The sequence below is a fragment of the Streptosporangium sp. NPDC050148 genome, from assembly GCF_055586505.1.
Window position 1 is genome coordinate 230,605 of record NZ_JBVJIA010000003.1, and the last position, 13,111, is coordinate 243,715.

Sequence of the window (13,111 nt, forward strand, 5' to 3'; positions counted from 1 at the left end):
CGGGCCGCATCGGCCGCACGGTCCGTACGACCCGCGCGGGCCGTCACATCCAGCCGTTGCGGCGGAACCCCCGGTACAGCAGCGCACAGGCGATGATCATCACACCGATGACCAGCGGGTATCCGAGGACGGAGTCGAGCTCGGGCATGTGCTCGAAGTTCATGCCGTAGATGCCGGCGATCATCGTGGGGACGGCCATGATGGCGACCCAGGAGGAGATCTTCCGCATGTCCTCGTTGGCGAGCGCGTTGGAGCGGGCGAGCGCGGCCTGCAGGACGGAGTTGCACAGCTCGTTGGAGGACTCGACCTGCTCGCAGGCGCGGGCCAGGTGGTCGACGACGTCGCGGAAGTACTCGCGCATCTCCGACGGGATCATCCTGCGCTGGGCCAGCGTGGACATCGGCGCCTGGAGCGGCATGACCGACCGCTTCATCTCGATCATCTCGCGCTTGAGGTTGTAGATCCGGCCGATGTCGCGGGCGCTGACGTCGGCGAAGACCATGGCCTCGACGTCCTCCAGCTCGGTCTGCATCCGGTCGGCCACGGCGAGGTACCTGTCGACGACGTGGTCGGCGATGGCGTGCAGCACGCCGGTGGGACCGCGGTTGAGCAGCTTGGGCTTGTCCTCCAGGCGCTCGCGGACCTCGGTCAGCGGGCAGTGCCTGCCGTGCCGCACGGTGACCACGAAGTCGGAGCCGACGAAGACCATGATCTCGCCGGTGCCGATGATCTCGCTGGTGGCGGTCAGCACGTCGTGGTCGAGATAGGCGACGGTCTTCAGCACCACGAACACCGAGTCGCCGTAGCGTTCGACCTTGGGCCGCTGGTGAGCCTTGACGGCGTCCTCGACGGCGAGCGGATGCAGGGCGAAGACCTCCGCCAGCCACTCGACCTCGGGGGCGTCGGGCTCGTGCAGGCCGACCCAGACGAACGCGTTGCCCTTGGCCGAACCGCTCTCGGCTGCGGCGTTGTGCGCGCGGACGAGTTCGAGGGCGTCGGGGATGCCCATGGCGTCGATCTTCTTGCCACCGATGTAGGCGGCGTACTCGACGAGCGAGTCGCTCGGCGGGACGCAGACGCCGGTCATCCGCTCACGGAGCGAGACCGAGGGGGCGTGCGGGGCACGGATCGTGCGTACGTGCTTGATGCGGGGAAAAAGAAGTGAGGAGCGCATGGCGAGCCTTTCCCGCCCGACCCGGCGGTACTCCGCGCGCGCGGCCTCACCTGCAGAGGCGGCCGGGCGCGCGGCGCCGGTCGGGCACCGAGACGAGGTGGTCGGAAGTGCGCACAGCAGGCGTGCGCGTGCACGTACTGCTGGGATCGCCAGAGGACATCCCGAACCACCTCCAATCGGTAAAAAGACACGCAAGGCCACCTAGGAACCTAACACGGTCGGGGGGCTGTTCTCAGCTTACTCGCAGGTTCAAGCGTCGATCATGCACAACCTGCCAAAATTCACCCCTCCTTTCCGGCCGTTCGCCGCGCGTACGGATGCGCCGCGGGCACGAGGCCGTCACCGGACCGTACGACGGCCGGGATCCCCGTACGGCGACGAACGACGGCGGGCACGGAGCGGGGAGAGGACCCGCACGACATCACGACACACGACGGCCGGCACGGGCCGGGACGAGGGCATGGGCTGGGGCGAGGGCACAGGGTCGGGACGAGGGCACAGGGTCGGGACGAGGGCACAGGGTTGGGGCGAGGGCACAGGGTCGGGGCGAGGGCCCTGCGGGACGATAGGCTCTGGCGGGTGCGCGTTCTTGTGATTGGATCCGGCGGGCGAGAGCATGCCCTGTGCCGGTCGCTGGCGGCCGACCCCCAGGTCACCGAGGTCCACTGTGCCCCGGGCAACGCGGGGATCGCGCAGGTCGCGACCCTTCACCCGGTGGCCCCGGCCGACCCGGCGTCGGTCACCGGCCTCGCCCTGGAGCTCGGCGCGGACCTGGTCGTGATCGGCCCCGAGGCCCCCCTGGTCGCCGGTGTCGCCGACGCCGTCAGGCAGGCGGGCGTCCCCTGCTTCGGGCCCTCGCGCGAGGCGGCGCGGGTCGAGGGCTCCAAGGCCTTCGCCAAGGAGGTCATGGTCGCGGCGGGCGTGCCCACCGCCCGGTCGCGCACCTGCGTCACCCCCGACGAGGCCGCCGCCGCGCTGGACGAGTTCGGCACCCCGTACGTGGTCAAGGACGACGGCCTGGCGGCCGGCAAGGGAGTGGTGGTCACCGGCGACCGCGACGAGGCGCTGCGGCACGCCGCCGCCTGCGGCCGGGTCGTCATCGAGGAGTTCCTCGACGGCCCCGAGGTGTCGCTGTTCGCGCTCTGCGACGGCTCCACGGCCGTGCCGCTGCAGCCGGCCCAGGACCACAAGCGCGCCTACGACGGCGACCGGGGGCCCAACACCGGCGGCATGGGCGCCTACACCCCGCTGTCCTGGGCGCCGGACGGCCTCGCCGACCAGGTGATGGCCGAGACCGTCCTGCCGACGATGGCCGAGCTGGCCAGGCGGGGAACGCCGTACACGGGCGTGCTGTACGTGGGGCTGGCCCTCACGTCCAAGGGGCCAAAGGTGATCGAGTTCAACGCCCGGTTCGGCGACCCCGAGACCCAGGTCGTCCTGGACCGGCTCCGCACGCCCCTGGCCTCCCTGCTGCTCGCCTGCGCGAACGGGACGCTCGCCGAGGCGGGCCCGCTCTCCTGGCACGACGGCGCCGCGGTGACCGTGGTGGTCGCGGCGGAGAACTACCCCGGCGAGCCGGTGCGCGGGGACGTGATCGAAGGGCTGTCCGAGGTCGCCGGGAACGCCTACGTGCTGCACTCGGGCACCGCCCGCGACGGCGACCGGCTCGTCTCCGCCGGCGGCCGGGTGCTCAGCGTGGTCGGCACCGGCCCCGACCTGCCCGCGGCGCGGGCGGCGGCCTACGAGGCCGTGGGGCACGTCCGCATGCGCGGCTCGCACCACCGCACCGACATCGCGGCCGGCGGCCTGTGAAAGGTCCGCGGCGCCCGAACGACCCACGGACCCCGAAAGGCCCGTGGCGTTCGAAGGCCCGCGGCCCCCGAAAGGCCCGTGGCATCTGAAGACCCGCGGACCCTGAAAAGCCGGCGGTGTCCGAAAGGCCCGTGGCGTCTGAAAGACCCGCGGCGTCCGAACGGCCCGTTCCCGTCACTCCAGCCCCCCGGAGGAACGATGGCGCTCGACCCCGCGATCCCCCCGGAGCGCATCGGCGACACCGGCGTGCTGCGCTGGCCCGGCACCTGGCGGGTGTACGTGGCCACCAGGAGCGAGGAGATCAGGGCCGAGGCGGAGCGTGCCCTGACCATGCGCGACGAGGCGGGCCAGCTGGTCTCGGTGGGCGAGGGCATCGGCACGCACCTGGCCCGCGCGGAGACCTACGCGCGCAGCAGGCACGGGATCCGGCGCTGGCTGACCGGCCAGGCCGTCGAGGGCGCCTGGTCCAACGTCAACAGCGCGACCGTGATGCTGTACGGCGTGCTGCCGACGGCGGAGCTGTGCGGGCGGGCACCGGAGGTGGCCGCGATCGGCCGGGCCTACCTGCCCGGTGACGACCCGCGGCTGGTCCACCTCCAGGCCAGGCTGGCCGTAGGGGACCTGGGCGAGGGCGACCGGCCGCTGATGCAGTCGGTGCTGCGGGCCGCGTACACCGCGCAGGCCATGGAGACCGGGCGGGTGCGCAGCTTCCGCAACCTGCTCCTCGGCGGGGTCGTCATGCTGACCCTGATCGTGCTGGGCGTGGTGGTCATCGGCGCGATCTGGCCGAACGTCATCCCGATGTGCGGTGACCGCTCGATGATCCGCACCCAGGGGCTGATGCCCGCCCAGATCTGCCCCACCGGTGGCCTGGAGCCCGGCCACGGCGACGTCCCGCTGGTCGCGCTGATCGGCATGCTGGGCGCGGCGCTGGCCACCGCGGCGTCGCTGTCCACCCGCTCGGAGCTGTCCACCCGCTACTCGCTGGCCGTGGTGCAGAACCTCCTCAAGGCCCCCGCCGGGGTGGCCACCGCCGTGCTCGGGCTGCTGATCCTGAACTCGGGCTTCGTGCCGGGGTTCGCGGGGCTCGGCTCGCAGCCCGCCATCCTGGTCTGGGCGATGGCCTTCGGGTACGGGCAGCAGGTGGTCACCCGCTTCGTGGACCAGCGGGCCGACCACCTGCTGTCGGCCGCCTCCCCGCTCACCACCGCGGGCGGCACGAGGAACGGGTGACCGGGAACGGGTCGACGGGGTCCGGGAACACCGGCGGGCGCCTACGGGCACCGGCGCGCACCGGCGGGCACCGGCGGGCACCGGCGCGCAGCGTGGGCCCTCCCCGGGCCGGGCGCCGTGTCGACGGGGTCCGGGAACACCGGCGGGCGCCTACGGGCACCGGCGCGCACCGGCGCGCAGCGTGGGCCCTCCCCGGGCCGGGCGCCGTGAGGGCACGGCGGATCGGGTCGCGGGCGGGCCCAGCGAAGGGCCGTGCGAGAGGCCCTGCGGGGGGCCGCCGGTCACGTCGCGGCGCAGGCCAGGGGACTCATCGGCCGTCCCAGGGGTAGTTCACCACCGAAGTGGCCGGTTAAGGGGCATCCAGCGGCTACTGTTGGCCGATAACCTCGGCTGCCGCCCCGCGCCACACGAATCACCATAACCACTCCCAAGGAGCATTACGCATGGTCCGTTACCGCGTGCGCGGTGGCAACCCACTTCGTGGAACCGCCTTCATCCAGGGTGCCAAGAACGCCGTGCTTCCCATGATCGGCGCAGCGCTGCTGGCGTCGAAGGGCCGTACGGTCCTGCGCAACGTCCCCATCATCGAGGACGTGCGACGCGCGGTCGAGCTGGCCCAGACCGTCGGCGCCACCGTCGAGCTCCACGAGGCGGAGCGCACGCTGGTGATCGACGCCTCGACGCTGAGCAGCCCGGTGCTGCCCGCGGAGATCGCCCGCCGCTTCCGCGGCTCGGTGCTGTTCGTGCCCGCCCTGCTGCACCGCCTCGGTGAGGCGATCATCGAGGGCGTGGGCGGCTGCAACCTGGGCAGCCGCAACCTCGACTTCCACTACCTGGGCTACAAGCGCCTGGGCGCGATCGTGGACGAGGGCGACTCGGTCATCCACGTCAAGTCGGCGGGCCTGACCGGCGCCACCCTGTACCTGGACACCCCCTCGCACACCGGCACCGAGAACCTGATCATGGCCGCTGCGCTGGGGCGCGGCACCACCGTGATCGAGAACGCGGCGCTGGAGCCCGAGGTGCTCGACGTGATCGACATGCTGTCCCGGATGGGCGCGAGGATCAGCGGCGGCGGCACCGGGTTCATCACCGTCGAGGGCGTCGAGGAGCTCCAGGCCGTCGAGCACACCGTGATGCCGGACCGCCTGGACGCGGGCGTGTTCGCGATGGCCGCCGCCATCACCGGTGGCGAGGTCAACCTGGTCGGCGCCGACCTGGACCACCTCGGCGTGGTCCGCTACAAGCTGGAGCAGATGGGGGTGGAGTTCGCCGAGCACGGCGCCGTGCTGCACGTGCGCAGGGACCGCCCGCTGCGGCCGATCAACGTCATCACCGACACCTACCCCGGGTTCGCCACCGACCTGCAGTCGCCGATCATGACGGTCGCGTGTCTCGCCGACGGTGCCAGCTACATTCACGAACGCATCTTCGACGGCCGTTTCGCCCTGGCCTCAGAACTGAACAAGATGGGCGCCGATATTGAAGTGAAAGAGAACAGTGCGGTCGTTCGCGGCGCCACTGCGCTCACCGGAACACAGGTGACCGCTCACGATCTGCGCTCGGGAATCGCCCTCGTGCTGGCCGGCCTCGCCGCCGAAGGGGAGACCGTCATCGAGTCGGGATATCTCATCGACCGCGGGCACTCTTATCTGGCCGAGCGTATGCAGTCCCTGGGGGCCGACGTGCGGCAAGAGATTTCTGCATCGTAATCAACGGGTTTGAGCCGCTCAAAAACCGCTCTGACCTGTGTAAACGATGCCAGTCATGGCTTTAACCCGGAAGTTGCTTCCGGAATTGGCCGCAAATCGGGCGTGACATTACGGCCCTCGCGAGCGATCGTTCCAAAAGAGAGCCGAAAACAAACGGACGGCATGATGGGACGAACATTGGTCGAGCGGGGCGAAGAAGCGCCACGAGTGTCACGCCCGGGTGCCCTTACACCGGATCTCACCATCGGTGTGGTGGGCCCCCATGACCTCGTCGAACGGGTGATGTTGATGGGGCACGCGGCCGCCCCGTTACCCTGCCGCCTGGTGGCGGCGGCATACCGGGACGAGCAGGAGGCCGCGGACAAGGTCACCCGGCTGGGAGCCGGGGTGGACGCGTGTCTGTTCGCCAGCCCGGTCCCCTACGACCTGGCCCGGCGATCGGGAGTGCTGACGATGCCCGCGACGTACGTCCAGCTCGGCGGCGCGGCACTGATCGCCGCGCTGGCGAGGGCCGCGCTGGACGAGCGGATGGACCCGCGCAGGGTCAGCATCGACGTGTTGAGCAGAGCAGAGGTCGAGGAGGCCTACAACGATCTGAGCCTTCCCTCCGGGGACGTACAGAGCCGCGACGAGCCGGGCGCCACCGGCACGATCGCGGCCTTCCACGAACGCCTCGCCCGCCAGGGCAGTACGAGCGGGGCGCTCACCTGCCTGCCCGCGGTCGCCGACCGCCTCCAGACGGCAGGGGTGCCCGTGGTCAGGATCCGCCCCACCTCCGCCGCGGTGCGCACGGCGCTGCACACGGCGGCCCTGCTGGGCGCCCACCACCGGCTGGAGGAGTCGCAGCTGACCGTGGTCCTGGTGGAGGTCCCCACGCTGCGCGAACCGGTCCGCCGGGCCGCGCCGCGCTACTGGCGCGACGAGCTCCGGCTCTCCCTGCACCGGCTGCTGGTGCAGGAGGCCAACCGGATCAACGCGTCGGTCACCGCGGTGGACGACCACAGCTACATGGTCACCGCGACCCGTGGTTCGGTGGCCGCGGCCACCGAGGGGTTCCGGGTGCTGCCGTTCGCCGCCCGGGTGCGCGACGAGCTCGGCCTGGCGGTCGAGGTGGGGGTCGGCATGGGCCGCACCACCCACGACGCCGAGTCCCACGCCAGGGCCGCGCTGGCGCGCACCCAGGCGGGCAAGCAGGCCCAGGGCTTCGCCGTCGACCGGGAGGGCAGGGCACTGATCCCGGCGCCCAGGATGCCCCCTCAGGGCGCCGGGCCGCTGAAGCCCAAGGGCGTGGAGGTGCTGGCCCGCCTGGCGGCCAAGCTGGAGGGCGGGGACACGGTGGTGGACGCGGAGGGCGCGGGCAAGATGCTGGGCGTCACCCCGCGGACGGCACGGCGGCTGCTGCGCACGCTGGTGGACGAGGGACTCGCGTGGCCGCTCCCGCCGAACCGCACGCCGCAGCCGGGCCGCCCCCGGCAGCTCTACCGGCTGATCGTGGAGAAGCTCGGCACCCGCTGAGTCCCGGCACGGCCGGTTCTCGCGACCGGGAGGCTTCCGCCGTATCCGGCACGGTGGAAGCTCCCGGGTCGCGCTCTCCCGCCGGCGTACCCTCGCGCGGTCCCTCGGCCCGATTCGAGGACCGGAACCCGCGGGCGGAACGACGGGGCGAGCCGCTATTGTCATGAGTCATGGGCGATGACAGTGCTGACAGCCGCAGGAGGCTCCTCATCTGGGGGGCGCTGGCGATCGTGTACGTGGTGTGGGGTTCCACCTACCTGGCGATCAGGATCACCATCGAGACGATCCCGCCGCTGATCAGCGGTGCCGGTCGTTTCATGACGGCCGCGCTCGTCCTCGGCGTCGTCGTACGCCTGCTGAAGGGGCGCGGGGCGTTCCGGATGACCTGGAGGCAGGCCGGCGGGGCGGCACTGGTCGGCGTGTTGCTGCTGACCGGGGGGAACGGCATGGTCGCCGTCGCCGAACAGCACATCTCCAGCGGGCTGGCGGCGCTGCTGGTCGCCTCGGTGCCGCTCTGGCTGGTGGTCTTCAGGATCCTGACCCGGGACCGGCCCCAGGTCCTGACGCTCGCCGGGGTGCTCGTCGGGTTCGGCGGGGTCGCGGCGCTCTCCCTGGACGGCGGGGGCAACGCGGCCGACGGCGCCGGAATCGCGATCATCCTGCTGGCGTCGCTGTCGTGGTCGGTGGGCTCGTTCCTGTCGTCGCGCATCCCGATGCCCGACGACCCCTTCGCCGCGAGCACCGTCGAGATGGCCGTGGGCAGCGTCGGGCTCGCCCTGAGCTCGGCCGTGGTGGGAGAGCACCTCGACCTCGCCGCCGTCTCCTCGCGCTCGTGGATCGCGCTGATCTACCTGATCCTGGTCGGATCGCTGATCGGCTTCACCGCGTACGTGTGGCTGCTGGGGAACGCCCCCATCTCGCTGGTCTCCACCTACGCCTACGTCAACCCCGTCGTGGCGGTCCTGCTGGGCGCCCTGGTGCTGAGCGAGCCGGTCACCGGCTCGATGGTCGCGGCCGGCGTGGTGATCCTCATCGGGGTGGCCCTGGTGGTCTCCACCGAACGCCGCGCGAAGGCCGGGCCGCCCGAACGGCCCGACACGCCGCGGCAGGCACCCGCGATCGTGTGACCACCGGCGGGCCCGTACGGGCCGAAGAGGTGAGGTAAAGGCCCGTACGGCCCCCGCGGGGCGGCACGGGCCGTGCGGGCGAGGTCAGGCGTTCTTGCGGAAGGCCGCGGCGGCGGCCAGGAAGGTGTCGTTGGCCTCGGGGTCGCCGATGGAGACGCGGGCGCCCTCCCCGGCGAACGGCCGTACCGCGACGCCCTCGCCGGCGCACGCCTCGGCGAAGTCGAGCGTGCGCTCGCCCAGCCGGAGCCAGACGAAGTTGGCCTCGGTCGCGGGCACCTCCCAGCCCTGCTCGATCAGCGCCTCGCGGACCCGGCCGCGCTCGGCGACCACGGCGTCGACCCGCTCCAGCAGCTCGTCCTCGGCGGCCAGCGAGGCGATCGCGGCGGCCTGGGCCAGGTGGTTGACAGCGAACGGGACGGTCGTCTTGCGGACCGCGGCGGCCACCGGCTCGCCGCCGATCAGGTACCCCACCCGCAGCCCGGCCAGCCCGTACGCCTTGGAGAAGGTGCGCAGCACGGCCACGTTGGGCCGCTCGCGGTAGACGGTGAGACCGTCGGTGACCCCGGGGTCCCTGACGTACTCGCGGTAGGCCTCGTCCAGCACGACGAGCACGCTCTCGGGCACCCGGTCCAGGAACGCCTCCAGCTCGGCCGCCTGGACGACCGTGCCGGTGGGGTTGTTCGGGTTGCACACGAAGATCATCCGAGTGTTCGGGGTGATCGCGTCGGCCATCGCGTCCAGGTGGTGCGTCTCGCCCAGCAGCGGGACCCGCACCGAGGTCGTCCCGGCCAGGTCGGCCAGCAGCGGGTACGCCTCGAAGGAGCGCCACGCGTAGATCACCTCGGCGCCCGGCTCGCTCACGGTCTCGAAGAGCTGCTGGGCCACCGTCACCGAGCCCGCGCCGAGCGCCACGTGCTCGGCCGGCACCCCGTGGTGCTCGGCGAGTGCCTCGGTCAGTGCCGTCGCCGCCGGGTCGGGGTAGCGGTGCATCGTGGTCGCGGCCCGGGCGACCGCCTCGACGACCGAGGGCAGCGGCTCGTAGGGGGACTCGTTGGAGGAGAGCTTGTAGGAGCGGCCGTCGGCTGACACCACGGCCTTGCCCGCCCGGTAGGCGGGCATCGTGTCCAGGATCGCACGGAAACGAGGCATGGCCTTACTTTAGGAGCAGCGGGCGGATGGGGCATCATCCTGTAACACTGGAGGTGAGAGGCATGCCCGACCGGGAGGACGACATGAGCATCGCACCACTGGCCGAGAGGCCGAGCGCCGGGACGCCGGAGCCCGAGGCGCCGGAGGCCGGGGCGGAGTCGCCCGAGGCGAGCTCGCCCGAGCGTGAGCCGCTTCCCGCCTGGGTGTTCCCCCCCAAAAGGGGCTTCGTGGCCGGTGACCTCGACCGACTTCGGGGGATCCCTCCGCACACGGAACTCGTCGATGGCACTCTCGTCTTCGTGAGCCCCCAGACCAACTTCCACATGTCCGTGCTCTTCCTCCTGGAGAGCGAGCTCCGTCGCGCCGTTCCGGCCGATCTGCGCGTTCGCAGGGAGATGACCGTGACGCTCGGAAAACGTCAGCGCCCCGAGCCGGACATCGTGGTGGTTCACGCCGAGGCCGTGAAAGGGCGGAAGCAGACCACGTACCGGCCGGAGGACGTCGTCCTCGCCGTCGAGGTCGTCTCCGACGAGTCGGAGATCCGTGACCGGGAGCGCAAGCCCGTCCTCTACGCCCAGGCGGGCATCACCCACTTCTGGCGGGTCGAGGAGATCGACGACCGCCCGACCGTGTACGTCTACGAGCTGGACCCGGCGACCAGGACCTACGCGCTCATGGGCATCCACCACGACCGGCTGAAGGTCAGCGTCCCGTTCGACGTCGACATCGACCTGACGGAGATCGACGACCTCTGATCGGCGGTCTCCGGTGGACGGGCCTGTGGCCGATCGGCGCGTGACGAACGACCTCTGACGGGCTCACTCCCGCAGGGAGCGCAGCATCGGCGGGTGCAGCATCACCGCGGGGCCGCGGCGGTAGAGCTTGGCCGGGCGCCCGCCGTCGCGGGTGGTGGCGGCGCCGGTGGGCACCAGGAACCCCTCGGCCTTGGTGACCTTGCGGTGGAAGTTCCGCGGGTCCAGGCCCCGGCCCCAGACGATCTCGTAGACCCGGCGCAGCTCGGCGACGGTGAACTCGGGCGGGCAGAAGGCCGCTCCCAGCGGGGTGTACTCCAGTTTCGCGCGGGCCCGCTCGATCCCGTCGATCATGATCCGCCGGTGGTCGAAGGCCATCTCGCGCAGCAGCGCGGAGACCGGCTGCCAGCTCATGTGCGCCTCGGTGGAGGCCGGCAGGTCGGGGGCCAGGCCGAGGTAGGCCACGCTCAGCACGCGCTGGCGCGGGTCGCGGTCGGGGTAGCCGTAGGTCTGCAGCTGCTCCAGGTGCACCGGGGCGCCGGGCAGGCCCGCCCGTTCGGCGAGGACCCTGGCCGCGGCGGCGGGAAGGTCCTCGTCGAGCTGGATGAAGCCGCCTGACAGGGCCCAGCGTCCCTCGTACGGCGGATTGTCGCGCCGCCAGACGAGTGCGCTCAGCACCTGACAGCGCACCGTGAGGACGACCAGGTCCACGCTGACGGGAATGCGCGGAACCATGGCAGGCACGTTACACCCCGGTCATGCCTGCGCGCGGACATGCAGCGGTTCGGTGGCGGCACGTCCGTCCGGTGCGGTGACCGTGATCCGGATCCAGGTGCCCTCCGGCACCCGGGACCAGTCGAACGGGATCCACGCCGTCCGCATCCCCAGCGGCAGGCCGGGCGGCGGCTCGTTCAGGTCGACCCCGGCCACGTCCACGACGCGGGGTTCCTCCAGCCCCTCCCAGGTGATCGAGACCGTGCAGCCCATCGGGATGCCGTACCCGCGGATCTCCACGCCGTCCTGGATGTCGCGCCGCACGCGTACCGCGTCGGCCGCGATGGGCCGGTCGTGGTCGCGGGCGATCTCCTCGGCCAGGGACGGCGAGCCGCAGGTGTAGAAGTCGCTCCACATGTAGGAGACGACCTTGGAGACGTAGCGCCCGACCTGGGTCACGGCCGTGTCCAGCCGTTCCTTGTCGGTACGTCCCCGGTCGGAGCCCGCGGCGCACGGCTCCTCCGCGCCCCCGGACGGCTCGAACGACTCGACGTTGGCCCACAGCTGCACGTCGTGGCCCTGCTCCACCATCCTGTTGCGGGCCAGGTACATCTCGCGGTAGTAGTCGCGGGTCGAGCCGTGGTAGGCGTCGCCGTTGGTCTCCTCGCCGACGACCGGCCGCAGCCGCTCGTCGACCTTCTCCTCGCGCTCGTCCGGCCAGAACAGCCCGACCTTCCCGGTGCCCCGGCTGTCCTGCGGGGCGACGATCCCGACGCCGGTCCTGGCCAGGGCCTCGAACCCGCGGGCGACCTGCTTGGGGGTGGCGCTGAACGGCCGCTCCTTGCGCGCGTCGAGGTAGGGGCTGACCAGGACGGGCCTGCCGGGCATCTCCTGCTCGACGATCCGGTGCTGGGAGGCGTACACCTTGAGCGTGGGGTGGTCGTCCTCGCCGTCGTCGTCGTACTTCATCTCGCGCATCTGCAGCTCGAACGGCTGGTAGAAGCCGCCCAGCGAGGCGCGGTCCTGGAAGCGGGAGCCGTAGTCCTGCATGATGCGCCGGGTGAGGGTGGTGAGCGTGTCGGTGCCCTGCTTGGCGGCCCGGGTCTTCTGCGCCGGGTCGCGGGGGGCCAGCGGCAGCGCCGGGAAGACCTTCACCCCGAACCTGTCGCCGAGGTCGAGCAGCTCGGTGAGGCTGTCCTCGTGCGCGCCGGCGATCAGGATCACGTGGTAGCCGCGCCCCTTGGCCCTGATGTTCGCGCAGCTCGCGTCGTCGGTGCCGTCGTCGGTGGCGACGATCCGGTAGAAGACGGTCTTCCTGGTGACGATCCTGCGCTCGAACTCGGGGCAGCGGAACAGGCCGGGGCCGAACGCCTCGTCGGTCCGGTAGACGAACGTCCAGCTCACCCTGTTGCCGGGGTTGGCGGCCTTGAGGTCGTTCTCCGCCGCCAGCGCGCACGGCACCCCGTCCTCCTCGCAGGGCTCGTAGCGCGGGTCGATCTCGCCGTCGCCGCCCAGCACGCGGCCGTCGTCGTCGAGCGGGCGGGCCTGCAGTCCCCAGCCGATCCGGATGACGGTGTCGCCGCCCACCTCGTGGATGGCCCGGAACTGCCGCCGCCAGGTGCAGTGGTCGGCGGTGGGGATCAGCCAGTAGCCGGTGATCGCGTACGGCGCGCGGGTGGCGGTGTCGAACGTTCCACACGGGTCGGTGAACTCCGGCGTGTCGGGCACCGGTGCCGAGGCGGACGCGGAGGCCGACGCGGACGCCGACGCCGACCGGGAGGAGGCCGCGGCCGACGTGCTCCGCCCGTCCGGGACGTCGTTCCCGGAGGGAACGACGATCACGAACGCCGCAACCGCGACGAGGATCGCCGCGCCCAGGAAAGCGATGAGCCAGCGCACGTTCAGGACACTACCGTTCTCGTG

10 protein-coding genes are annotated in these 13,111 nt (G+C 71.8%); 6 read left to right on the forward strand and 4 right to left on the reverse strand.

Going from position 1 to position 13,111, the window contains the following annotated elements; translation table 11 throughout:
• Positions 1 to 43: 43 nt before the first annotated feature.
• Entirely contained in the window at positions 44 to 1,174 is a 1,131-nt protein-coding gene (corA, locus tag ACZ6RT_RS04615; protein ID WP_399185237.1) for a magnesium/cobalt transporter CorA, read from the reverse strand.
• Between the two features lie 579 nt (positions 1,175 to 1,753).
• On the opposite strand from corA, the gene purD reads away from it, so the two are divergent.
• The 5 genes from purD to ACZ6RT_RS04640 all read left to right on the forward strand — a co-directional run bounded on the left by purD (position 1,754) and on the right by ACZ6RT_RS04640 (position 8,573).
• Positions 1,754 to 2,986, forward strand: coding sequence for a phosphoribosylamine--glycine ligase (gene purD / locus ACZ6RT_RS04620; protein WP_470152231.1), 1,233 nt, complete (start codon positions 1,754 to 1,756; stop codon positions 2,984 to 2,986).
• 198 nt (positions 2,987 to 3,184) lie between these two features.
• Entirely contained in the window at positions 3,185 to 4,219 is a 1,035-nt protein-coding gene (locus ACZ6RT_RS04625) for a hypothetical protein (RefSeq protein ID WP_344891504.1), read from the forward strand.
• A 443-nt stretch (positions 4,220 to 4,662) separates the two neighbouring features.
• The gene (gene murA / locus ACZ6RT_RS04630; protein WP_399185235.1) at positions 4,663 to 5,931 is read left to right on the forward strand and encodes a UDP-N-acetylglucosamine 1-carboxyvinyltransferase; all 1,269 of its coding nucleotides are present in this window, start codon (positions 4,663 to 4,665) and stop codon (positions 5,929 to 5,931) included.
• Between the two features lie 282 nt (positions 5,932 to 6,213).
• Complete coding sequence (locus tag ACZ6RT_RS04635) at positions 6,214 to 7,446, forward strand: GTP cyclohydrolase IIa (protein ID WP_399186076.1); 1,233 nt, start codon at positions 6,214 to 6,216, stop codon at positions 7,444 to 7,446.
• A 170-nt stretch (positions 7,447 to 7,616) separates the two neighbouring features.
• The gene (locus ACZ6RT_RS04640) at positions 7,617 to 8,573 is read left to right on the forward strand and encodes an EamA family transporter (protein WP_399185234.1); all 957 of its coding nucleotides are present in this window, start codon (positions 7,617 to 7,619) and stop codon (positions 8,571 to 8,573) included.
• Positions 8,574 to 8,657: 84 nt separating this feature from the next.
• Here the strand turns inward: ACZ6RT_RS04640 and hisC are convergent, their stop codons facing one another.
• Positions 8,658 to 9,722: a histidinol-phosphate transaminase gene (gene hisC / locus ACZ6RT_RS04645; RefSeq protein ID WP_470152232.1), complete on the reverse strand. Its 1,065-nt coding sequence runs from the start codon at positions 9,720 to 9,722 to the stop codon at positions 8,658 to 8,660.
• 83 nt (positions 9,723 to 9,805) lie between these two features.
• On the opposite strand from hisC, the gene ACZ6RT_RS04650 reads away from it, so the two are divergent.
• A complete protein-coding gene (locus tag ACZ6RT_RS04650; protein ID WP_470152233.1) occupies positions 9,806 to 10,477 on the forward strand; it encodes a Uma2 family endonuclease in 672 nt (223 codons plus the stop codon).
• Positions 10,478 to 10,540: 63 nt separating this feature from the next.
• Here the strand turns inward: ACZ6RT_RS04650 and ACZ6RT_RS04655 are convergent, their stop codons facing one another.
• Positions 10,541 to 11,209 (reverse strand): NUDIX hydrolase, encoded by a 669-nt coding sequence (locus tag ACZ6RT_RS04655; protein WP_399185231.1) that lies wholly within the window; start codon positions 11,207 to 11,209, stop codon positions 10,541 to 10,543.
• A 21-nt stretch (positions 11,210 to 11,230) separates the two neighbouring features.
• A complete protein-coding gene (locus tag ACZ6RT_RS04660) occupies positions 11,231 to 13,087 on the reverse strand; it encodes a DUF4434 domain-containing protein (RefSeq protein ID WP_399185230.1) in 1,857 nt (618 codons plus the stop codon).
• Between the last annotated feature and the right edge of the window lie 24 nt (positions 13,088 to 13,111).